The following is a 20,433-nucleotide window of genomic DNA, read 5'->3' on the forward strand; positions in this document are numbered from 1 at the left end:
TCGATGCAGTTGCGCCCAAGAACGCCGCCCCAGCGCAGTAAGGCAGTCACGAGGCGTCACCGCCCTGGCTTGACAACATCATTGGGAATCTCCCTCGTCGAGGAGTTGCACGGTACGGGGGCGGCGTTCGCCGGTGGGCGTTCACAGCCGTCGACGGTTCTAGCACCCCCGACGGGCCGTCATCCCACCCTTCCGCCCGGGATGATCGCTCCGGCGCCCGCCGTCCACGCGCGCCCGTACGGATCCTCCGGCCCGCCTCGGCCGATCGGCCCGCCGGTCCCCTCCCGCGCCTGGCGCAGCCGCTCCGCGGGTGCACCGCCCACCAACCGCCGTCCGCTACCCGCTATCCGCTACCCCAGCGCGAGCATCGCCTCGGCGACCGAGCCGACCGCCGCGTCGGGGATCGCGGTGGCGCCCCCGTCGAGGACGAGCAGTCGCGCCCCGGGGACGGTGCGCGCGATCGCCTCGCCGTTGCCGACGGGGAAGAACCGGTTACGGCGGCCGTGTACGACGAGGGTGGGGACCCCGATCTCCGGCAGGCGCTCGCGCCAGCGGGGTGTGCAGTCCAGCCCGGCGAACACGGTGCCCAGGTGGTTGGCCGTCTGGACCGGGGGCGCGGTGCCGGGCGCGCGGTCCCAGATACGCGCGGCGACGGCGCGTGCCGTGATCGGGTCGTCGCCGAGGATCTCCGCGCCGGTGGCGGCGAACTCCGCGACCGCCGCGCGGTCGCTCCAGTCGGGCGCCGGGCGGGCGAACAGGCGGCTCATCGTCGCCCGGTCGTGGTCGGGGAGGTCGTCGTCGGGCGGGCCGGGGGCGACGGCGCGGGTGTTGACCAGGGTGAGCGCGGAGAACGCGCCCGGGTGGTCGAGCGCGGCGACCTGGGCGACCATCCCGCCGACGCCGGTCGCGGCGAGGTGCGCGGGCGCCCCGCCGAGGGCGTGGGCGAGGGCCGCCGCGTCGGCGGCGAGGTCGCGCAGGGTGTAGCCGGGTGCCCGTGGGCCCGTCGTCGTCGACTCCCCGCTGTCGCGCAGGTCGTAGCGCACGGCGCGGCGCCCGCCGGCGGCGAGGCGTTCGCAGAGCGCGTCGGGCCAGGAGAGCATCGTCGGCCCGCCCGCGAGCAGGACGAGCGGCGCGTCGACGTCACCGAACGACTCGACGCCCAGGGCGGTCCCGTTGACGGAGACGGTGGCCATCCCGGGTCACCGGGCGTCGTCGTGCCCGAGGCCCCGGTCGGGCAGGCTCATGTCGCCGGTCCTCGGCGTGCCGTCCGCGAGCCCGTAGCGCAGGTAGACGGTGCCCTGCGCACCCGCCACCGGCGGTTCGAGGAGCGTGAGGTTGGTGGGCACCGCGCCGCCGTCGAAGACCTTCTTCCCGACGCCGAGCACGATGGGGTGCACCCACAGGTCGAGCCGGTCGAAGAGCTTCTCGCGCAGGAGGGCCTGCACCAGGTTCAGGCTCCCGACGACCTTCACGCTCCGGTGCCGGTCGCGGACCTCGCGCACCGCGCCGGCCAGGTCCGGGCCGAGCAGCGTGGATCCGGCCCACGGGAGCTCGGGGGTGCCCCGGGAGGCCACGTACTTCGGGACGCGGTTGAAGAGTTCGGCGATCTCGCCCTCCTTCTGCTGCGGCCAGTACGAGGCGAAGAGGTCGTACGTCCGCCGGCCGAGCAGGAGGGCGTCCGTGCCCTCGTACGCGGCGAGGATCTGCGCGCCGGTGACCTCGTTCAGCAGGGGTGCCTGCCAGCCGCCGTACGGGAACCCCTCCGGGTCCTCGTCGGGTCCGCCGGGCGCCTGCCCGACGAGGTCGAGGGTCGCGAACAGTTCGATCTGGATGAGGCCCATGTCTGTGCTCCCGGTGGGGGGGGTGAGGTGGTCGTCCCGGTCGAGGTGTAGACCTTCCGGGGCCGGAAAACTCATCGCCACGCCGGTGCCCGGTTTCCGCCCCCGCCCACCGATGCTCCCCTCAGGGTCAGACGGGCGGCAGCAGGTCGCTCCCGCTGACGGTGTACGTCAGCGGGGGGGTGGCCGGGGCGGGCCGGGCCCCGCCGGCTCGTCGTCCGTCGCGCGTCGTCTCAGGCCGTGACGGTGCGGAAGATGTGCTGGGTGATGGCGAGACCCTTTCCGACGTACGCCAGTACGAAGGTGTCGCTGTAGTTGATGACCGAGTCGTCGACCGAGAGCTTGCCGATGACGGTGACGAGCTCGGCCGTTCCGCACCGCCTGTTCGGCGACCGTCCCGCATGTACGGACATTGTCTCAGGTGGCACGTCTCGCGCGCTTCTTGCAGCAGGTCAGGGCCGCGGCCAGGGCCAGGCCTCGGCGCTTCCGGGCGTACGGGATCTTGAGACCACGAGCAGTCCATGGCAGCCTCATGGCGCATGATCGATGAATTCGCGAAGGACAACCTGCACGGGCGACTGCGGCGGGACCGCGAGGCACTGCTCTGGAAACTCGACGGCCTGTCCGAGTACGACGCCCGCCGGCCTCTGACAGCGACCGGGACCAACCTCCTCGGCCTGGTCAAACACGTGGCCACCGTCGAGGCCAGGTACTTCGGCGAGGTCTTCGACCGCCCTTCCCCGGAACCGCTGCCCCGGTGGCAGGACTCCGACGGCGGCGATCTGTGGGCGACCGAGGACGAGACCCGCGAGCAGATCACCGGGTTCTACCAGCGCACATGGGAACACTCGGACGCGACGATCAACGAGCTCCCCCTCGACGCCCCCGGCCACGTTCCGTGGTGGCCGGAGCCTCACGCCGACACGAACCTGTTCGCCGTCATGGTCCATGTCCTCGGCGAGTCCAACCGCCATGCCGGGCACGCCGACATCCTCCGCGAGAGCCTCGACGGCCGGACCGGCATGCGCCCCGAACACGCGAAGCGGATCGACGGGCAAGCCCGTGCGGCCTACTTCGCGAAGATCGAGCAGGCCGCCAGGTCGGCCGCACCGATCGAGGCTCAGGCCGTCTGATGCCGTGATCAACTCGCCGACGAGCAACGGACGTTCATCGAGTCATCCTGAGCTTGTGGGCGGCTCCACGCCACATCGCGGTGTCATTCCGGACATCCACAACTCTTCTGGCTCCCGGGTCAGTGGCGAACCGCAGCATGGGGGGCTCGGAAGCTCCCCTGGATCACCCCATCCCGTCCGTTGCCACTGCCGGAGAGAAGGTTGTCATGAGCGCACCTACCCGTACCAAGTTCGCCCGCTTCCTGGCCGTCCCCGCCCTTGCCATGGCGAGCACGGTCCTCGCAGCCGCACCCGCGAGCGCCGGAGGACTCTCCATAGGCGTCAACGGCGCCACCGTCGCGGATGCCGGGCGGACGCTGAACGTCTCCGTCACCTACCGGTGCCTCCCGATATTCGACTGGGTCAAGATCACCGTCCAGGCCACGCATTCCGCCGTGTCGGGCGTCGGCTCGGTCCAGCTCCCCTGCACCGGCGGGGAGACCGTGACCATTCCGGTGGGCGTCACCTCGCCCGGTGACACGTGGATCAGGTCCTCGGTGAACGTGGTCGTGCACATCTACGACGCCGAGCTCGACCGCGGCGGGGCCGCGGCCACCGTCGTCGCCACCTGACCGGCATCCACGGAAGACGAAACGGCCGGTCGATCCGAAGATCGACCGGCCGTCCCGGTTCGCCGGGGGCCGTTCCCGGCGTTGATCGTGTTCGCGCTCGTCTCGGCGCTCGCGGGAGGCCGACAGGGATCGAGGTCCGACCCGCATGCACTGTCCGGAGCACCCCCCGGACGGCTCGTCACACTCGGGCACCGGGGCAGACGTTGGCCGAGCCGACGCGGTAAATCCGGCGACGGCGGCGGTGATCCCCGGAATACTGGTCGCCCATGGATGAGGTCGAAGTCGTCGTCGCCCATTCCGAACGCGCGACCCTGCGCGTCGGCGACGTGTTCCTGAAGGTGGACGCCGATCAGACGCGCATCGACCGCGAGGTCGAGGCGATGTCCCTCGCGCCGGTCCCGACGCCCGAGGTGCTGTGGCGCAAGCCGCCCGTACTCGCGCTCGCCGCCGTCCCCGGGACGACGCTCGGGCGCCTCGGCGGGCCGGCGACCGGGTCACCGGCCGCGTGGGCGGCGGCGGGCGCCGCCATCCGGAAGCTGCACGACGCGCCACTGCCGCCCCGGCCCGGCCGGGCGGGCCGGAGCGTCGCCGCGCTGGAGGCTGAACTCGACGAGGAGTGCGGGGTGTTGGTGACGAACGGCGTCCTGCCCGTCGACCTGGTCGCCCGCAACCGCCGGGTCGCCGAGGCCGCCTTCCGGCCGTGGACCCCGGCGTTCACCCACGGCGACCTGCAGATCGCGCACGTCTTCGTCGACGGCGACGAGGTCACGGGCATCATCGACTGGTCCGAGGCCGGGCAGGGCGACGCCCTGTACGACCTCGCCACCTTCACGCTCGGCCACGAGGAGCACCTCGCCGACGTCATCGCCGGCTACGGCACCGATGTCGACGTCGACCTAGACGTGATCCACGCGTGGTGGTCGCTGCGGAGCCTGCTGGCGGTCCGCTGGCTGATCGAGCACGGCTTCGACCCCTTCGCGCCGGGCTGCGAGGTCGACGCACTGAAAGCCCGGATGTGAGGCGGCGCGGGATGGCAACCTCCGCGACCTCATTGGAAGATTTAGTCAACTCCCATTTGTCATAAGGTGGTTGGAACTAGTCCAAGCGGCATGGCGACAGGCAGGGCCCTGACCCCGACAGCCTCCGGAGGCGCCACGGCGGGCTCACTCAGAGAAGTCCCCGGACCGGATCGCGGCGACGAAGGAGCCCCAGGCGGCGGACGGGAAGACGAGCGCCGGGCCGTGCGGGTCCTTGGAGTCACGCACCGGGACAGCGCCGGGGAGGAATCCGGGGGCCACCTCGATGCAGTTGCCGCCGTTGCCCCCGCTGTAGCTACTCTTGCGCCAGACCAGACTCATGCAGGGAACTCACCCTCCTGAATCGCGGCGATGAAGGAGCCCCAGGCGGCGGACGGGAAGACGAGCGCCGGGCCGTGCGGGTCCTTGGAGTCACGCACCGGGACGGTACCGGGGAGAAAGCCAAGGGCCACCTCGATGCACTCGCGCCCGTCGCCCCCGCTGTAGCTGCTCTTACGCCAGATCAACACAGCCAACTCCCTGAAGAGGTCTACGCCGGAAACTCGCACGAACGGACAGCCACCACGAAGGCTTCCCAAGCGGCAGCCCGGAAAACGAGCGCCGGGCCATGGGGGTCCTTGGAGTCACGCACGGGGACGAGGCCTGGGAATCCGGGGGCCACCTCGATGCAGTCGCCGCCGTTGCCCCCGCTGTAGCTGCTCTTGCGCCACACGATCGCGTCGAGCTCGATCCTCGTCATCCATGAACCCTTCCAGCGCATCGGAGATCAGCGCAAGGGAATCGGCTACTGGCAGTGCCGCCCCGTGAGCCAGATCATAGCTCCGACGATGCGCCGCCACGATCGTCGGATCATCGCTGGCATGCCCCCGATCGAGACTCTCGGAGTACACCCAGGTCCGACCGTCAGGCATCTCCAGCATCACCATGGACTTGTCGATGATCGCGTGCCGGCTACCGAACGGCGCCACCTGGATGATCACATTCGGGAGCTCAGCGACGGCCAGCAGGTGTTGCATTTGGCGCTTCATAACTCCAGGTCCGCCGAAGACAGTCCGAATGGCGCTCTCATCCAGAATCACCAGCAGAAGCGGCCCGTCAGGGTCCAGGAACCGTTTCTGCCTCGCCAGTCGAGCCGCCGTTCGCTCCTCGATCACTTTTGGCTTTCCGGCCGCGTCACTCACCGAGAAGACAGCCTCCGCGTACTCACGGCATTGCAGCAGCCCGTGAATGACGGCCAGCTGGAAGATGCGTGCACCTACAGCCTCGGCCTCCATGTCGACATGAGTCTGGAACCAATCCGGGTGTTCAACTTCGGCGTTCCAGTCCACCCGATCCCAGAGCCGCTTCAGCGCCCCGTCGGCGCCAAGCAGTACGTCGGCCTGCATGACCATGTCCGGCGGCATGCGCCTCTTGCCGGACTCAAACCGTGTGATATTCGGCCTGGTGGAGTGCAGCAGCTTCGCCAACTGCTCCTGCGTGTAGCCCGTCGCCTCCCGGTAGAAGCGCAGCTCTTCGCCGAACAACCGCGCCGAACTGGCCGTCACCTCGTTGACGAGTCGCCGGTGTGCCATGTCAGACCCCCTGACGTACCGCAGGTGCGTGGTACCTGATTTCGGCCATCACCGTACATCCGAAGCCCGGATCATTGAGACCGGAACGCAATCATCTGCATGCACAGCGTGACTGTGCGCGCTCCTGTCGCACGCCCCCTCTGCCCCCATGAGGTGTCCCCATGCTCATGTCCCGCCGGCCCCGTGCCTTCGTCGCGCGTCTCGACTCCTGCATCGAATCCACGCCCCTGGCGAGGTACTTGCTCCGGGCCTATCTCGCGGGCCTGCCCTCCGGCGACCGCTACGCCGACACCGCCGAACTCCTCCTCGGCGAACTCTTCGCCAACGCCGTCCAGCACTCCGACGCCCCCGACGACCGCCACATCGAGATCCGCATCGCCCTGATCAACTCCCGCCTGCGCCTCGAAGTCCACGACGCCGGCAGCGGCCGACCGTCCCTCCACACCCCCACCCCCTCCGACGAGCACGGACGCGGCCTGTTCCTCGTCGACGAACTCGCCGAACGCTGGGGCTGCACCTCCCGACCCGACGACATCGGCAAGTTCGTCTGGGTGCTCATCGCCCCGGCCCCCGTCTCCGCCCTCGCCACCGCCTGAAAGCCCGAACCCCCATGCACCTCACGACCCTGGCCCGCCACGCCCTCTCCCGCGGCCGGACCCCCGCCGACACCTACGCCCTCCTCGCCCGCCGCACCCGCAAGCCCCTCCCCTCCGCCCGCGCCGTCTGCCTCGCCCTCACCATCCCCCTCGCCGAAACCACCCGACGCCTCAACGACTGCTACGACGCCCTGCTCGCCGACCCCCGCCCCGACTCCGAGACCGACACCGGCGAACTCCTCGAAGCCCTCGGCGTCTTCGACATCCCCAAGTCCCTCACCGACACCGAACTCGCCATCGTCGACCTCTTCATCACCGCCGTCGATGCCATGGGCGGCATCCGCCCCGGCCACCAGCACGGTCTCCAGCGCTGGTTCACCACCGGCAACCTGACCACCGCGTACCTCTCCCTCACCGCCGCCCGCCCCATGCCCCGTACCGGCGACCCCGCCCTGTACTGGGCCACCCTCGTCACGGCCGGCGAACTCCTCACCACCACCCACCACTCCGAGATCCGCATCAAGTACGCCCTCGCCCACTGCCGCACCCGAGCCGCCCGAGCCGCCCGAACCTAGGCCGTTCCTTCGGATCATCCGATCGCTGGTTGATGTGTGCGTCATTGACTGACACCCAGTGGGCAAGGATCGAGCCGTTGCCGCCGGATCCGACACCTCGGCGGGGAGGGCAGTGGCGTGATCACCGGCAGGTGATCGACGCGATCGCAGTCAAGTACCGCACCGGGGTGCCGTGGATGGATCTGCCTGAGCGCTTCGGCTCGTGGAAGGGCGCCCACTACCGGCTGCGGGAGTGGGCCGCCGACGGCACATGGGCCATCGCCGCCGTCGTCATCCGGTCGGCCAGGTGACTCCAGCCGGGCTGCCTAGACCCAGCCCTCGTCGAGGTAGACCGTCCAGGCGTCTCCCACTGCTCTGTGCAGTTCAACCAGGGCCGCGACCTCCGCGACGGCTGCCGGGGCGTCGGACAGTCGCAGCGGGGAGTCCGGGACGCCGTTGCGGGTGTAGACCGGCAGCTCGCCGTCGCAGCTGAAGGCGTGAAGCGATGAGGGGGCACGGCTGAACCATGCGGGACGGTTCTCCTCGGCCCATGCAGCCGCAGCGTCGACACGGTCTACATGCACCAGTAGATGCTCAGGTGCGGGCCCGCAACTGAACTGCACGAGGAAACCGTGGGCGTCCACTGCCCACCAATCCCACATGAACCCAGGTCGGGGATGCCGCAGGATCGTCGTCATGTCAAAGGATCAGCAGCCGACTTCACCAAGGCCGTGTCAGCCGCGCTCGGGCCAGACCGGGCCCTGGTCGGTCCAGATGACGCCCTTGTTGCGGCACAGGCAGAAGGGGTGGCCGATCGGGTCGGTGTAGACCTGCCAGCCGTAGCCGTTGGGGCCGATGAAGTCCTGCCTCAGCGTCGCGCCGAGGTCGAGGACGCGGCGCTGCTCGGGCTCGATCTCGTCCACTTCGAAGTCGAGGTGGAACTGCTTGGGGTGCTCGCTGTCGGGCCACTGCGGAGCGCGGTAGTCGTCCACCCGGATGAATGCCAGCTCGATCTCGCCGAACTGGATGCCGGCCCAGTCCGCCGAGCTGCCTTCCTTGATCGGACGGCCCGTCACCTCGGAGTAGAAAGCCGCCAGCTTCATCGTGTCGGGGCAGTCGATGATGAAATCGGTGAGTCGCAGCATCCCGCGATCTTGCCACAGGCTCACACCCGACTTCGAGACAGGCGCCCCCAGACCCCGTTCACCAGGGGCGGCCGGGTTCGTACCGCAGGTTCGGATCGGCAGCGGGCTTCGGCGGAGCCGCTTGGCGCTCCGGCTGTGCCGTCGTGCTCGGCGTCAGTCGCGACCGTGCCCGGTTGCCTCCGCCCGGTCCCGGGCCGCCATCACGTCCTCGCCGTGTTCGAAGGCCCAGGCGCCGAACGCCTCGATCGGTTCCAGGAGTGTCCGCCCCAACCCGGTGAGGGTGTACTCCACGCGCGGCGGCGACCCGGCGTACGCGCGGCGTTCCACCAACCCGTCGGACTGGAGCCGGCGCAGCGTCTCCGTGAGGACCTTGGGACTGATCCCGCCGATCCGCTCGCGCAGTTCGCCGGGCCGCGCGGGCCCGTCGCGCAGCGCCCACACCAGGACGGCGTTCCAGGTGTTGGCGAGCAGGTCGAAGGCGAGCCGGGCTCGGCAGTCGGCGAGGAAGCCGTGGTCGGCGGTCACTTACCAGATGGTGCCCCAGGACTTTCCTACTGTCTCCCTGTTCCGACTGGCAGGTCGTCACAAGGAGGTTGGTCATGATGAGGATCGGAATCATCGGTACCGGCGCAATGGCGCGGGTGCTGGGTACCCGGTGGGCGGGGGCCGGGCACGACGTGCTGGTGGGCGGGCGGGACGACGGCCGTGCCGCCGCCCTCGCCGACCAGATCGGCGGGCTGGCAGGGACTCCGCGGGACGCGGTCGAAAACGGCCTGGACGCGGTGCTGCTGGCCGTGCCGTACGCGGCGGCGATCGGCGTGGTCTCCGGCCTGGCCGACGCCGCGCGGGGAAGGACGCTGGTCGACTGCACCAACCCGATCGCCCCGGGTTTCGTCCTGGAGACCCGCGGCGGGCCGTCGGCCGCCGAGCGCATCGCGGCCGCGGCGCCCGGCGCGTCCGTGGTCAAGGCGTTCAACCTCTGCCACGAGAGCGTGTGGCGCAGGGCCCCGACCGTCTTCGGCGGACGCCCCCTCGCGGTGCCGCTCTGCGGCGACGACGCGCCGGCCCTCGACACCGTCGGACACCTTGTTCGCGACCTCGGCTGCCTACCGCTCAACGGAGGCGGGCTCGACCGGGCGGGCCTCCTGGAGGCGACGGCGGCGTTCCTGATCGGCCTGTGGGTGGGCGAGGGCGCGGACGCCCAGGCGATCGCGCCGCCGCTGGAGTACGCGGGCGTCGATCCCTCCTGATCTGCGAGGGCTCCCAACCCCCCGCCCCGCACAGGAAGTCGGACCCGCCGACTTCTCACGCGGCCGCCTGGTGCGGGGACCCGCTCTGCCGACCCCTCCCGTACAGCACGTGCTGGTCGCGGGGGCGATCGCCGCGTCCATGGACGTGGCGGAAGACCGGCGGCCCGGACGGCCGGCGCCGTCCGGGCCGCCCCGCTCACCCCACGACCTCGGTGCTCCACGTGCCGTTCCGCAACGCGGTCTCCTGGAGCTTCCCGTCGCTCCGGCGAGCCGTGTAGACACGGGTGACGCCGCCGTGGTCCACCACCGCCGGCTCGAAGCCGTCGGCCACCTGCTGAACACCGGCGTTCGCCAGGGAGTCCTGTGGCGCCCACCCGCCGCCCGCCGCCTTCGTCTCGGTCAGCAGGCCGTTCCTGTCGACCAGGAACAGGCTGGTGGTCCCGCCGTGCACCAGGGCCGCCGGGGCGGAGCGTGGCACCGGCACCCGGAAGTCCTTGGTCAGGTCGTGGAGTCGCCACCCTGCATCCTGCGTGCCGCCCGCCGACGTCCCCGGAGGCGTCAGCCGGGCCTCCGAGAGATGGCCGTCGCCGCTGTTGACGGTGAAGACGCTCGTCACCCCGTCGTGCACCACCGCGCTCGGCGTCATGGCGGACGACGGCACGCCGGTCATGGTGAAGATGTTCCACTTCTCGCCGATCCTCAGCGACGACTCCTGGAGCTGCTGGTCCTTCGTGATCGTGTACACCCTGACCAAATCCCCCTCCACCACCGCCACCGGCGCGGTGCCGGCGGCGACCGGCGCGGCGGGCAGCTGCCCCGCGCCCAGAAGCCCGAGGTCGTCGTGCAGGTCCTGCCTCCCCCAGCCCGAGTCGTCCAGGTAGGACCGCCGCAGGTGGTTGTCCACGCCGACGGTGAACACGTTGACCTTCCCGTCCAGTACCGCCGCGGTCGGAGTGCTCCGGACCTCCTGATCACCGAGGTCGGTGGCCTGCCAGTCCTTGTTGGGTTCCAACCGGGCCTCCACCAGGTGCTTGTTCACGGAGTTCACGACAAACACCCGGACGATGCCCTTGTCGAGCACCGCCACCGGGCGGGTGCCGGCCAGCACCTGGGGGATGTTGGAGTCTTCGGACCTGAGTGCGTAGTCCACCACCCTGACCTGGCCCGGGTTCGGGCTCTGCCGGAGCTTCGCCGCCTCGTTGCCGAGGTCCACGTAGCTCTCCAGGAGCTGCTGGTCCTTGTACGCCGTGAAGACACGGAGGTGCTGGTCGTCGGCCACCGCCGGACCGGCCGCGTTCCCGGGCGTCGCCGTGGCCGTCATGGCGGCGTCCTGGGCGGGTGAGGAGGCCGAGGATGTCGCGGAGGGCAAGGGGGCGGAAGAGGCCGAGGGGGCCCCGGTGTCCCGGGCGGGCGAGGAAGCCGCGGCGCCGGCGCCGAGGCCGGCGTCGTCATCGCTCCGGAGCAGGGCCCAGGACAGGACCGACGCGCAGACGACGGCGACCGCGGTGGCCAGCGCGATCCGGGTCCGGGGCTCGCGCAGCCGTCCGGGGCGGGGCGCGGTCGGTGCCGGTGTTGCCGTCGATGTCGGTGCCGGCGTCGACGTCGCCGTCGCCGTCGCCGGAGGGGTGACCGGAGGGGTGGCCGGGAGGTCGGGCTCGGTGGGCGTGGCAGCGACCGCCGGTCCGCCGGTCGGTTCCGCCGCTACGGGGTCGTGCTGCGGACCGGCGCCCCCGACCGCCGGTCCGGGGCCGTCGAGCATGGCCAGCCCCGCCGCCGCGTCGGGCCGACCGGCCGGGTCCCGGGAGAGCAGCGCGGTGATCAACGGCGTCAGCCTGCCCGCCCGTTGGGGCGGCGGGACGAGGGCGAGCGCGACGGCGGCGATCGTCATCGCGGTCGTCTCCCGCCGGAACGGCGACACCCCCTCGACGGCCTCGTACAGCGTCGCGCCGAGGCTGAACAGGTCGACGGCCGGGGTGTCCGGCTCGTGGGCCAGCCGCTCCGGGGCGATGTAGTCCAGCGTCCCGACCAGGGACCCGGTGGTGGTCAGCACGGTGCCCGCGTGGTTCTTGGCGATGCCGAAGTCGGCCAGCAGCACCCCGCCGTCGTCGGCCAGCATGATGTTCGACGGCTTCACGTCGCGGTGGAGGATGCCCACCCGGTGCGCAGCGGCCAGCGCCCGTAGCACCCCGACGGCCACCTCGGCGGCCCGCTCCGGCCCCAACGGCCCGTCGGCCCGGAGCACCTGTGCCAGCGAACGGCCGCGGACCAGCCGCATCACCATCCACGGGCCGCCGTCCTCCACCACCACGTCGTGCACCGTGACGATGTTGGGGTGGTCGCGGAGCGCGGCCGCGTGGCGGGCTTCCGCCATGGCCCGGGCGATGGCCTGCTCGTGCTCGTCCTCGGAGAGGTCCTCCTCCTCCCAACGGACCTCCTTCACCGCGACCTCGATGTCCAGCAGTTCGTCCCTGGCCTCCCAGACCTGGCCCATGCCCCCGGCCGCCAGAGCTCTCACCAGCCTGAACCGTCCGCCGACGAGCCTGTTCGGTGCGGAACTCGAGTCCATGCGAAACCCTTACGCAGTTGGATGGTGACGGAACGTCAGGTCGAGTACAGAGCATAGCGAGGACGTGCGCCGGTTCGGGCCCCGAACCGTAACCGTCCGGCGCCCGGCCCCGACGCCCGCGCCGGTTCGCGCCGGACCGCGCCGGTTCACGCCGGTTCGCGCCGGACCGCCCGGTCGGCCACTCCAGGACCTCGCCCCCGAGACGAACCCCACGGACCGGCGGCCCGCCTTGACGGCCCGCTGGTCGGCCGGGCAGGGAAGTGGGCCGCCCGCCTCCGGTGTCACCGGCAGCGGATAGCCTCCGGCGGGAACGAACGGCTGACGGGAGTGGGCGTGGACATCGAGGAGACATTGGACCGGCTCGGCGCGGTCATCGGGCCGCCGCCCGCGGGCGGAGTGGTCCCGGTCCCTTGGGAGCTCGGGCCCGAGGTGCTCGGCTTCCAGCTGCCCGCGGACTACCGGACGTTCGTCGACCGCTACGGGATGGTCAGCATCAGCGACGAACTGCACATCTACGCACCGTCGGCGGCGCCCAGTCCCAAGGCCTGGCAGCCGCTCGGCTTCGAGGGGTTCCTGTTCTACACGACGGACCCCTACGGATACTGCGCCATGCTGGCCCAGGCCTACGAGGACGGGGACTACGACGAGTGCCCGTACCCGCTGTTCCCGGCCGAAGGCGGGCTGCTGAAATGGGCGAACAACTACAACTCCGACCAGTTCTTCTGGTTGATGCGGGGCCCGGACCCGGACCGCTGGCCGGTGGCCGCCAAGTTCGACTCGATGCGGGAGTGGGACCTGTTCGAGGGCAGTTTCCTGGAGTTCCTGCTCGCGGCGGTGACGGAGCAGTACCCGTACCACGACGACGTCGTTCCCGGCGGGACGAGGCAGCTCGGCGACGGCCGCGCCTACCGCCCCGGAGGAGACTGGTCGAAGCACCTACCGCACTGAATCCGCGGACACGGCCGGCCCCCTGCCGCTACGGCCAGACCCCCAACCACCCACCCCGCGCAGGAAGTCGGACCCGCCGACTTCCTGCGCAGCCCCGACTCAGCCGCTCAACTCCAGCCCTCGCCCTTCAACCACCGGCCCAGGTCCGCCGGAGCCACCCACCGGGTCATGAGCACCGTCATCGCCCGGTGGACCATCCTCCTCGGCACTGCTGGTGCGGAGCCCGAAGTCGCGCGCCAGGCGGCGACCACACCGCGACCGACTGCGCCAATAGGGACTCCTGAACAGCCTGTTGGCGTAGAAGCCCTGCGAGCTGACTAGGCCCGGCTCCCCTCCACGGGAGCAACAGTCAGGAGTTGCGGGTGAGGCCCTCCGACTCGAGAGCGGTGATCTCGGCTGCTGCGAGCCGAGCCTCCTCGCGCACCTCTGGGTCGGGGTGAGGGAGATAGGGTTCGATCAGCGGCCGGGCCTGCAGGGCGTGGGTGGCGCCGAGGATGTAGAGCGTGTGGACGAGGAGTTGGCGTTCCATCGTCGGCATGGCTGCCGCCAGCGGTTCGACGAGAGCCGGAGGCACGCGGTAGTGGTCGAACGCCTCGCTGATCGAGTTCAGGGCGGACTCGCGCACCTTGGTCACCGGTTCGTTGACGGCCATGCTGACCAGATGTTCGACGACCAGGCGGGCGGAGTCCGCGTCGAGTGCGGCGCCGCGCAGGAGGTCCCCGAGGACATCGGCGGCGACGTCCCGACGGCCCGGATCGCGATCGGTCAGCGCTTTAAGTGCCTCGAACACGTCGTTCATGCTGCCACCTCGGGCCGCTCGACCAGGACGCCGTTCTCGAAGTGCGCGCCGGCACGGACCAGCGGCACCGGGTGTACGCCGTCGGCCCACACGGAGACGTAGTCCCGGTCGGCCAGGTCCCGGGTCCGGAGGTCGGCGTGGTCGTCGCTCCACTGCTTGGTCAGCCAGGTCATGGTGGCCGGCGGTGCCGCCGAGGAGCTGCTCCAGGGCGGGCACGAAGCCCCCGGACGACAGGCCGTGCAGGTAGAACAGGGGCAGCACCTCGGGGTCGTTGTTCCGACCCTTTCAGGGCGCAGGCATGTAGTCCAGGGGAAGCTCGACTCCTGTACCGGCGTGCAGCCGTGCCATGTCCTGTCGGTCCTTGTCCGTGGCTTCATAGCCGAGGTGACACCGCACCTGCGTCGCCGCGTCGACACACGGGACCCGGCGCCCGCCGATGGCCCCGGTCACCGGCGGCGGGTAGTGGAACCGTTCACCGCCCGGGAGAAGCTGCACCCCGCCCTCGCGGGAGGAGCCGAGGACGGGGTGCAGGTCGATCTCCCGGCCGGCACCGTCCGCGACGGCAAGCGCGGCGGGCAGCCAGTCCCGCAGGACCTCCGTGAACCCGGCCTCGGCCAACGCGTCTCGCACCACGTCGAGCTGGTCCAGCAGGACGACCAGGTCGAGGTCCGCATGGATTCGGGTCGTCTCCCCGATCAGGGCGTCCACACCCCAGCCGCCGTCCACCCAGGCTGCGGCCCCTGCGCTCTTGAGCAGGTCCAGCACTTCGAGTACATCGGATTCCTTCAGCACCAGGGCACTCTGGCAGTGCGGACGAGCTGTCGCCACCGAGATACCCGCCGGTCCGGCGCAGTTCGCCACCGGCTACGGCCCAGCCCGCGAGCGCGGGTTCAGTGCCTGCGGTCCTCGACCGTCCAGTCGTCGCCCAGCTCGCGGCGCAGCGCCTCCAGCGCCACGTCGGCCTCGCTTCGGAACGATTCCTGCTGGTCCCGGGTCCAGGGCGAGGGGCCGGCCGGGTGGTCCCAGTCGAGGGAGGACTGGTACAGGTCGGCGAGTCTGGTGAGTTCGTTCCGGGTGGCCGGGGTGATGGGCAGCTTCTCCAGGACGCAGGGGTATCCGTAGGGGCTGTCGAAGTCGGCAGTGCCGGGAGGGCCCGGCCACAACGGGGTGTCGACGCCGTAGTCGAAGCAGAACCGCAGGTGAGAGGGCATGCCCCAGCCTTTCACAGCGCCGAGCACACCGTGCGGGCGGCCGACGTGCTCAGCCCAAGCTCCCAACCGCCCCCGCGCACAGGAAGTCGGCTCCGCCGACTTCTCGCGCAGCCGCGTGGTGATCCGCGAACCGGGTGGCCGCAGAAAGTCGGAGCGGGCGCCGTCGCACAGGCCCGATACTGATCTCCATGGCCGATGAACCCCTGTCCATCCCGCTTGCCGACCTGCGCCGATCGTTCGACCTGGTACTGCGCCACATCGAGGCCGCCACACCTGGCGACACCGTCGCCCTGGACAAGGACTACTTCTGGTCCGTCCCCCCGGACGGCCTCTACGACGTCTACCGAGCCCCGGACGAGCTCACGATCGGTCAGCTCTCCGAGTCCTGGCAGCACCTGACCGGCCTCCTCGCCGAGCCGGATCGCGCGGTGGGGTACCACCTGGTGTGGCTCGCCGACGTCCTGCGGGCGATCGGCCAGGACATCGCGGCTTGAGGAAGTGTCGGGGCATTGATCAACCGCATGGCGTGAGGCGCTGGGGCGATCTTCGCGGGTGTCCCGACCGCGAATCCTCGGCCGTCAGGCCTGCCTGCCGTCCGCCGCGCCGGCGCTGGACGATGACCTTCCGGTCAGCCCAGCGATGCGCTCGCCGCGCGCAGCTCGTCCAGGGCCGCCAGGACGTACCCGGCGAGCGCCTGCTCTGCGCCACCGTCGCCCTCGGCCCATTCGGCGTACCCCCGCTTGAAGGCGAGGACGCCCAGCTCGCCTGCGAGGGCCGCGATCGGATCGGGTACGCCGCGGGCGACCAGCGCGGCGGTCATCGCGGCCGCGAGGCTGACGGTCTTGAGGGTGTCGCGTTCCTGGAGCTCGGCGCTGGCCGCGATGGCTGCCTTCAGGCGGGGGGCGAGTTCGCGGGTGGCCGGGCCCATCGCGGTCGAGGCGCGCTCGAGACCGGCGCCGACCGCCTCCAGCGGGCTGGCGTCTCCGGGCGCTTCGGCGATGCCCTCGGTCAGCAGTCGGCTCAGCGTCTCCTGCCCGGCGACCAGCAGCTCGCGCTTGTCGGGGAAGTGCCGGAAGAAGGTGCTCTTGGTGACCCCGGCGCGCTCGGCGATCTGCGCGACCGTCGTGGCGTCGTACCCCTGCTCCGTGAACAGGTCGACCGCGGCCACGACGAGGCGTTCACGCGCACCTGGTTCCCATCGACTCATGGGTTCAGCATATGTGATGGGACTCTTGTCCCATCATCCTGCTACGGTGATGGGACAAGAGTCCCATCACTTCCGGGAGGATTCCCATGCGCGTCTTCGTCACCGGCGGCACCGGTCTGATCGGCTCCGCCGTCGTCGCCGAACTCCTCGGCAACGGCCACACCGTCCTCGCGCTCGCCCGCTCCGACGCCTCCGCCCGGGCCGCCGAGGCGGCCGGCGCCGAGCCGCTGCGGGGAGGCCTCGCCGACCTGGACGTGCTGCGCTCCGGCGCCGCCCAGGCCGACGGGGTGATCCACCTGGCCTTCGGCAACGACTTCAGCAGCCCCGAGGCCCTCGCCCGGAACGTCGCCGAGGAGACCGCCGCCCTCACCACCCTCGGCGAGGAGCTCCTCGGCAGCGACCGCCCCCTGGTCACCGTCTCGGGTACGCCCCACGTGCCGGGCCGCGCCTCCACCGAGGCCGACCCGGTACCGACCGACGGGCCGGTCGGCGGCCGCGGTCGCACGGTCACGGCGATCCTCGGCCTGGCCTCGCGCGGAGTCCGGAGCACCTCCGTCCGTCTGCCGCGCACGGTCCACAACGAGGGCACGGGCGGGTTCGCCGGCCTGCTGACCGACATCGCGCGCCGCAACGGCGTCTCCGGCTACCCCGGCGACGGCACCCAGCGCTGGCCCGCCGTCCACGCGCTCGACGCGGCCGCCCTCTTCCGGCTCGCCCTGGAGCGGGCGGAGCCCGGCACCGCCTGGCACGCCGTGGCCGACGAGGGGGACGAGGTGCGGGACATCGCGGCCGTCATCGGCCGACGGCTGGGCCTGCCGGTCCAGTCGGTGCCGGAGGAGACCTACGGCCCGCTGGGCCCGATCTTCCGGGCCGACCAGCCCGCGTCCAGCGCCCGCACCCGGCAGGCGCTCGGCTGGGAGCCGCGGCAGCCCGGCCTGCTGGCGGACCTGGAGAGCCTCCGGCCCTGACCGGCAACCGGCGATCCGCGATCGGGGGCGGACCCGCAGCGGCGCAGCCCGCAACAACCCGCTCCCGTACGGCACTTCACGTCCACAGCAAGGTCCACATCAAGCAGGAGGTTCCATCATGGTGGCAGTCGTCTTCGGCGCCCGCGGCAACGTCGGTCGTCATGTCGCCGACGGCCTGCTGGCCGCCGGTGAGCAGGTCAGAGCGGTCAGCAGGACCCCGGCCACGGGCTCGACGCCCGGGTACGAAGCGGTCGTCGCCGACCTGGACCGTCCCGAGACACTGCCCGCGGCGCTCGACGGTGCCGACAAGGTGTTCCTGTACGGAATGCTCGACCCCCAGAAGCCCTACGACATCGAGAAGGTCACCGCGGCGGCCGCGGCCGCGGGGATCCGGCAGGTGGTCCTGCTCTCGTCGGTGGCGGTCGTCCTGGACCCCGCCGCCGACCACCCGGTCGCCCGTCTGAACCGGACGATCGAGCAGGCCGTCCAACGGTCCGGCCTGGACTGGACGTTCCTCCGGCCGGGGACGTTCGCGACCAACACCCGCACCTGGTGGGCCGAATCGATCCGCACCGGCAACGTCGTCCGCCTCCCCTACCCGCTCGCGCAGTCGGCGCCGGTGCACGAGAAGGACATCGCCGCGCTGGCGGTGACCGCCCTCACCGAACCGGGCCACTCGCACCAGGCCTACACCGTCCACGGGGCCGAGTCCCTGACCCTGCGACGCCAGGTCGAGCACATCGGCGAAGCCATCGGCCGTCCCATCCGGGTCGAACACGTCTCCCACGAGCAGGCCCGCGCGGACGTCGCCAGGACCATGCACCCGGTCGTGGCCGAGGCGATCGTCGGCCAGTGGGCCGCCGCCGACGGCGTCGCGGCCGTGACCTCCGTCATCGCCGAGAAGATCACCGGCGCCCCGGCACACGCCTACGCCCAGTGGGCCGTCGACCACGCCGACGACTTCCGCTGAGCCCGTCGTACCGACCGGCCGACGTGTCGGGTCATCACCAGCATGGCGCGCACTGCCGAGGGTGGTCTTCGCGGGCGGCGTCCCGTCCGCGAAGGCCACCCTCGTGTGTGCGCGTCTGCGCGAGCCGCCGACAGATGGTGGACGCCGCCGCCGACTTCGTCGCCAGGAGCACCGCCTGAACTGCTCCGAGAGCCCCCCGAGTTATTCCGGGGGCCCGCCGAGCGGCGGGATCACGTCCAGTTGCTGGAGGAAGCCGAGGACGTCCTTGTCCGACCACTTCTCGGCGAGCTTCCCGTTCTCGATGCGGTGGATCACCGTCGCCGTCATCGTGATCGGCCGGCCGGTCGCCGGGATGCCCGGGAGGTCCCCCACGCACATCCCGCGGCCCGTCAGCCGGGTCACGACCTTGTCGCCCTCCGCGATCTGGTCCTCGATCTCGTGGACTCCGGGTGTGGCCTCCCAGAACAGGCGGAACGCCTGCTTCAAGCCCTCCCGCCCAGGGGCGAGCCCCGGGAACGGCGGCGGCGAGTGGTCCTGGTAGTCCTCGGCGACGAGGTCGTCCATGGCATCCAGGTTGCCCGCGTCCACCTCCCGGTAGAACCGGCGGACCAGCCTCTTGTTCTCCTCGATCGACATGGGCACCTCTCCCTGCGTACGGTCGCGCCGCCGGAGCGGCGCACGACGCCCGCATCGTCGCCCGCCCGCTCCCCGCGCCACGCCCTCGGCACGCGCGACCGCCGTGGACGTTCACCCGGAAAGCAGCCGTGCGGAAAGCCGCCGTGCGGGCCCGCCGTCAACGGGCAGTTGGGACGTACTGGTCCGCCGACAGCGCGAAGACCCGGACTCGCCGGCCGCCGGTGGGATTGACGGTCTCCCGGTCCAGCCGCATCCCCAGCTTGGTCATGATCCGCTCGGAGGCGTCGTTGCCCACCTGGGCGATGCTGACGATCCGCTCCAGCCCCCGCTCCTCGAAGCCGAACCGTACGGCGGCCGCGGCCGCTTCGGTGGCCAGGCCCCACCCCCAGTGGGCACGTCCCAGCCGCCAGCCGACCTCGACCGCCGGCAGCACCTCCGGCAGGTAGGAGGGCACCGAAAGGCCGGTGAACCCGGCCAGTTCGCCGGTGGAGCGGATCTCCACGGCGAACAGGCCGAAGCCCCGCGCCTCCCACTCCGCCTCCCACGCCCGGATCCCGTCGCGGGTCTGCTGCTCGTCACGGACGCTGCCGTCACGGATCCACCGCATGACCTCGGGGTCGGCGTTGACGGCGGCCATGGGCGCGACGTCCTCCTCGCGCCAGCGACGCAGGATCAAACGGGGAGTCTCAAGCCTGATCATCCGATCATTCTGGATCGCCGAGGGGCTCTCCGCCAGCGCCGCCGGGCACCGAGGGAACTTGTACGAAGGCCGCGTCCGGACCCGCTACCGCAGGTGGGCGAAGGCCTGGTCGGCGTCGGCGACGGCCTCAGGCCGCACGTCGCGGGCGCTCCGCCCGTCGGCGATCTTCTGCCAGTTGGCGCGGGCGAGCACCCGTTGGACCGCGATCACCTGGGCCGCCCTCAACCGCGCCTGGACGTCCGGGCCCGGGTCGAGGACCTCGGCCAGCGCCTGCTCGTCCGCGAGCATGTACTGCAGGAGCCGCCCCGCCAGGCTCGGCGTGGTGAACACCAGACGGTGGAAATCCACCACCGCTGGATGGTCGTTGAGGCCGGTGACGGGTTCGAACCGATCGAGGCCGTCCAGGAAGTGCGCGTGCAGTGCCGCCATCGGCGAGACGTCGGACGGGCGGTCGTGCACGACGCGCGCGGCCTCGCCCTGGTGGTCCGCGAACCGCTGAAGGACCAGGTCCTCCTTGGTGGGGAAGTACCGGAAGAGGGTCGGCTTGGAGACCTCGGCCACGGCGGCGATGTCGCTGACCGAGACCTGGTCGAATCCGTGCGCCAGGAACAGTGAGACCGCCGCTTCGGCGATGGCGTCACGGGTCCGCGCCTTCTTGCGGGCGCGCAGCCCCGTCGGCTCGATCACCCGAGC

At 71.3% G+C, this 20,433-nt stretch carries 29 protein-coding genes and 1 pseudogene; 11 read left to right on the forward strand and 19 right to left on the reverse strand.

What is annotated here, in order from left to right:
- Positions 1-350 precede the first annotated feature (350 nt).
- The 3 genes from ACFVU7_RS41325 to ACFVU7_RS41335 all read right to left on the reverse strand — a co-directional run bounded on the left by ACFVU7_RS41325 (position 351) and on the right by ACFVU7_RS41335 (position 2,251).
- Positions 351-1,193, reverse strand: a complete 843-nt coding sequence (locus ACFVU7_RS41325) for an alpha/beta fold hydrolase (protein WP_388051404.1) — start codon at positions 1,191-1,193, stop codon at positions 351-353.
- 6 nt (positions 1,194-1,199) lie between these two features.
- Complete coding sequence (locus ACFVU7_RS41330) at positions 1,200-1,841, reverse strand: dihydrofolate reductase family protein (protein WP_388051407.1); 642 nt, start codon at positions 1,839-1,841, stop codon at positions 1,200-1,202.
- A gap of 230 nt (positions 1,842-2,071) precedes the next feature.
- Positions 2,072-2,251: a hypothetical protein gene (locus tag ACFVU7_RS41335; RefSeq protein ID WP_388051409.1), complete on the reverse strand. Its 180-nt coding sequence runs from the start codon at positions 2,249-2,251 to the stop codon at positions 2,072-2,074.
- Between the two features lie 126 nt (positions 2,252-2,377).
- Between ACFVU7_RS41335 and ACFVU7_RS41340 the strand changes: the two genes are divergently transcribed.
- From ACFVU7_RS41340 to ACFVU7_RS41350, 3 genes are all read left to right on the forward strand, one after another.
- Positions 2,378-2,971: a DinB family protein gene (locus tag ACFVU7_RS41340; protein ID WP_388051411.1), complete on the forward strand. Its 594-nt coding sequence runs from the start codon at positions 2,378-2,380 to the stop codon at positions 2,969-2,971.
- 206 nt (positions 2,972-3,177) lie between these two features.
- Complete coding sequence (locus ACFVU7_RS41345; RefSeq protein ID WP_388051413.1) at positions 3,178-3,582, forward strand: hypothetical protein; 405 nt, start codon at positions 3,178-3,180, stop codon at positions 3,580-3,582.
- A 266-nt stretch (positions 3,583-3,848) separates the two neighbouring features.
- Complete coding sequence (locus tag ACFVU7_RS41350) at positions 3,849-4,601, forward strand: phosphotransferase family protein (RefSeq protein ID WP_388051416.1); 753 nt, start codon at positions 3,849-3,851, stop codon at positions 4,599-4,601.
- A gap of 144 nt (positions 4,602-4,745) precedes the next feature.
- Here the strand turns inward: ACFVU7_RS41350 and ACFVU7_RS41355 are convergent, their stop codons facing one another.
- Genes ACFVU7_RS41355 through ACFVU7_RS41370 form a run of 4 tightly spaced genes read right to left on the reverse strand, consistent with a single transcriptional unit; the run spans position 4,746 to position 6,190 of the window.
- Complete coding sequence (locus ACFVU7_RS41355; RefSeq protein ID WP_388051418.1) at positions 4,746-4,940, reverse strand: DUF397 domain-containing protein; 195 nt, start codon at positions 4,938-4,940, stop codon at positions 4,746-4,748.
- The gene (locus tag ACFVU7_RS41360; RefSeq protein WP_388051421.1) at positions 4,937-5,128 is read right to left on the reverse strand and encodes a DUF397 domain-containing protein; all 192 of its coding nucleotides are present in this window, start codon (positions 5,126-5,128) and stop codon (positions 4,937-4,939) included. Before ACFVU7_RS41360 ends, ACFVU7_RS41355 begins: the two co-directional genes overlap by 4 nt.
- A gap of 20 nt (positions 5,129-5,148) precedes the next feature.
- Positions 5,149-5,331, reverse strand: coding sequence for a DUF397 domain-containing protein (locus ACFVU7_RS41365; RefSeq protein WP_074006060.1), 183 nt, complete (start codon positions 5,329-5,331; stop codon positions 5,149-5,151).
- On the reverse strand, positions 5,243-6,190 hold the full coding sequence (locus ACFVU7_RS41370; RefSeq protein ID WP_074006061.1) for a helix-turn-helix transcriptional regulator: 948 nt from the start codon (positions 6,188-6,190) through the stop codon (positions 5,243-5,245). The genes ACFVU7_RS41365 and ACFVU7_RS41370 overlap by 89 nt, the downstream gene beginning before the upstream one ends.
- 161 nt (positions 6,191-6,351) lie before the next feature.
- Between ACFVU7_RS41370 and ACFVU7_RS41375 the strand changes: the two genes are divergently transcribed.
- From ACFVU7_RS41375 to ACFVU7_RS41385, 3 genes are read left to right on the forward strand one after another with little or no spacing between them, the layout of a single operon-like run.
- Positions 6,352-6,786, forward strand: a complete 435-nt coding sequence (locus ACFVU7_RS41375; RefSeq protein WP_388051424.1) for an ATP-binding protein — start codon at positions 6,352-6,354, stop codon at positions 6,784-6,786.
- Positions 6,787-6,800: 14 nt separating this feature from the next.
- Positions 6,801-7,361 carry a hypothetical protein gene (locus ACFVU7_RS41380; protein ID WP_388051427.1) on the forward strand — a complete coding sequence of 187 codons (561 nt, stop codon included), beginning with the start codon at positions 6,801-6,803 and terminating at the stop codon, positions 7,359-7,361.
- Positions 7,362-7,393: 32 nt separating this feature from the next.
- Positions 7,394-7,651 carry a transposase gene (locus ACFVU7_RS41385; protein ID WP_388051430.1) on the forward strand — a complete coding sequence of 86 codons (258 nt, stop codon included), beginning with the start codon at positions 7,394-7,396 and terminating at the stop codon, positions 7,649-7,651.
- 15 nt (positions 7,652-7,666) lie between these two features.
- Here ACFVU7_RS41385 and ACFVU7_RS41390 read toward each other — a convergent pair whose 3' ends face one another.
- The 3 genes from ACFVU7_RS41390 to ACFVU7_RS41400 all read right to left on the reverse strand — a co-directional run bounded on the left by ACFVU7_RS41390 (position 7,667) and on the right by ACFVU7_RS41400 (position 9,010).
- Positions 7,667-7,924 (reverse strand): hypothetical protein, encoded by a 258-nt coding sequence (locus ACFVU7_RS41390; RefSeq protein ID WP_388051432.1) that lies wholly within the window; start codon positions 7,922-7,924, stop codon positions 7,667-7,669.
- A 150-nt stretch (positions 7,925-8,074) separates the two neighbouring features.
- On the reverse strand, positions 8,075-8,485 hold the full coding sequence (locus tag ACFVU7_RS41395) for a VOC family protein (protein ID WP_387972350.1): 411 nt from the start codon (positions 8,483-8,485) through the stop codon (positions 8,075-8,077).
- Between the two features lie 153 nt (positions 8,486-8,638).
- On the reverse strand, positions 8,639-9,010 hold the full coding sequence (locus ACFVU7_RS41400) for a helix-turn-helix domain-containing protein (protein WP_074006065.1): 372 nt from the start codon (positions 9,008-9,010) through the stop codon (positions 8,639-8,641).
- Between the two features lie 77 nt (positions 9,011-9,087).
- Here ACFVU7_RS41400 and ACFVU7_RS41405 point away from each other — a divergent pair, with 77 nt between their 5' ends.
- A complete protein-coding gene (locus ACFVU7_RS41405; protein WP_388051502.1) occupies positions 9,088-9,735 on the forward strand; it encodes an NADPH-dependent F420 reductase in 648 nt (215 codons plus the stop codon).
- A 196-nt stretch (positions 9,736-9,931) separates the two neighbouring features.
- Here the strand turns inward: ACFVU7_RS41405 and ACFVU7_RS41410 are convergent, their stop codons facing one another.
- The gene (locus ACFVU7_RS41410) at positions 9,932-12,250 is read right to left on the reverse strand and encodes a protein kinase (RefSeq protein ID WP_388051435.1); all 2,319 of its coding nucleotides are present in this window, start codon (positions 12,248-12,250) and stop codon (positions 9,932-9,934) included.
- 384 nt (positions 12,251-12,634) lie between these two features.
- On the opposite strand from ACFVU7_RS41410, the gene ACFVU7_RS41415 reads away from it, so the two are divergent.
- The gene (locus ACFVU7_RS41415; RefSeq protein WP_388051437.1) at positions 12,635-13,249 is read left to right on the forward strand and encodes a hypothetical protein; all 615 of its coding nucleotides are present in this window, start codon (positions 12,635-12,637) and stop codon (positions 13,247-13,249) included.
- 349 nt (positions 13,250-13,598) lie between these two features.
- Here ACFVU7_RS41415 and ACFVU7_RS41420 read toward each other — a convergent pair whose 3' ends face one another.
- From ACFVU7_RS41420 to ACFVU7_RS41435, 4 genes and pseudogenes are all read right to left on the reverse strand, one after another.
- Positions 13,599-14,048 (reverse strand): hypothetical protein, encoded by a 450-nt coding sequence (locus tag ACFVU7_RS41420; protein WP_388051440.1) that lies wholly within the window; start codon positions 14,046-14,048, stop codon positions 13,599-13,601.
- 71 nt (positions 14,049-14,119) lie between these two features.
- Positions 14,120-14,312 (reverse strand): annotated as a pseudogene (locus ACFVU7_RS41425) (IS256 family transposase); the annotation flags it as partial.
- Positions 14,313-14,333: 21 nt separating this feature from the next.
- Complete coding sequence (locus tag ACFVU7_RS41430) at positions 14,334-14,840, reverse strand: nucleotidyltransferase domain-containing protein (protein ID WP_388051443.1); 507 nt, start codon at positions 14,838-14,840, stop codon at positions 14,334-14,336.
- A 98-nt stretch (positions 14,841-14,938) separates the two neighbouring features.
- The gene (locus tag ACFVU7_RS41435) at positions 14,939-15,259 is read right to left on the reverse strand and encodes a hypothetical protein (RefSeq protein WP_388051446.1); all 321 of its coding nucleotides are present in this window, start codon (positions 15,257-15,259) and stop codon (positions 14,939-14,941) included.
- A gap of 188 nt (positions 15,260-15,447) precedes the next feature.
- Between ACFVU7_RS41435 and ACFVU7_RS41440 the strand changes: the two genes are divergently transcribed.
- Positions 15,448-15,753 carry a hypothetical protein gene (locus ACFVU7_RS41440; RefSeq protein ID WP_380779170.1) on the forward strand — a complete coding sequence of 102 codons (306 nt, stop codon included), beginning with the start codon at positions 15,448-15,450 and terminating at the stop codon, positions 15,751-15,753.
- 134 nt (positions 15,754-15,887) lie between these two features.
- Here the strand turns inward: ACFVU7_RS41440 and ACFVU7_RS41445 are convergent, their stop codons facing one another.
- A complete protein-coding gene (locus ACFVU7_RS41445) occupies positions 15,888-16,466 on the reverse strand; it encodes a TetR/AcrR family transcriptional regulator (RefSeq protein WP_388051449.1) in 579 nt (192 codons plus the stop codon).
- 86 nt (positions 16,467-16,552) lie between these two features.
- Here ACFVU7_RS41445 and ACFVU7_RS41450 point away from each other — a divergent pair, with 86 nt between their 5' ends.
- On the forward strand, positions 16,553-17,434 hold the full coding sequence (locus tag ACFVU7_RS41450; protein WP_388051452.1) for an SDR family oxidoreductase: 882 nt from the start codon (positions 16,553-16,555) through the stop codon (positions 17,432-17,434).
- A gap of 118 nt (positions 17,435-17,552) precedes the next feature.
- Positions 17,553-18,404 (forward strand): NAD(P)H-binding protein, encoded by an 852-nt coding sequence (locus tag ACFVU7_RS41455; protein ID WP_387972377.1) that lies wholly within the window; start codon positions 17,553-17,555, stop codon positions 18,402-18,404.
- Positions 18,405-18,605: 201 nt separating this feature from the next.
- Here the strand turns inward: ACFVU7_RS41455 and ACFVU7_RS41460 are convergent, their stop codons facing one another.
- The 3 genes from ACFVU7_RS41460 to ACFVU7_RS41470 all read right to left on the reverse strand — a co-directional run bounded on the left by ACFVU7_RS41460 (position 18,606) and on the right by ACFVU7_RS41470 (position 20,427).
- Complete coding sequence (locus tag ACFVU7_RS41460) at positions 18,606-19,040, reverse strand: ester cyclase (RefSeq protein ID WP_388051455.1); 435 nt, start codon at positions 19,038-19,040, stop codon at positions 18,606-18,608.
- Positions 19,041-19,197: 157 nt separating this feature from the next.
- Complete coding sequence (locus ACFVU7_RS41465) at positions 19,198-19,740, reverse strand: GNAT family N-acetyltransferase (protein WP_388051458.1); 543 nt, start codon at positions 19,738-19,740, stop codon at positions 19,198-19,200.
- A gap of 84 nt (positions 19,741-19,824) precedes the next feature.
- Positions 19,825-20,427: a TetR/AcrR family transcriptional regulator gene (locus ACFVU7_RS41470; protein ID WP_388051460.1), complete on the reverse strand. Its 603-nt coding sequence runs from the start codon at positions 20,425-20,427 to the stop codon at positions 19,825-19,827.
- Positions 20,428-20,433: the final 6 nt, after the last annotated feature.

The organism is Kitasatospora sp. NPDC058046, from assembly GCF_042885595.1.
Taxonomy (GTDB): Bacteria; Actinomycetota; Actinomycetes; order Streptomycetales; family Streptomycetaceae; genus Kitasatospora.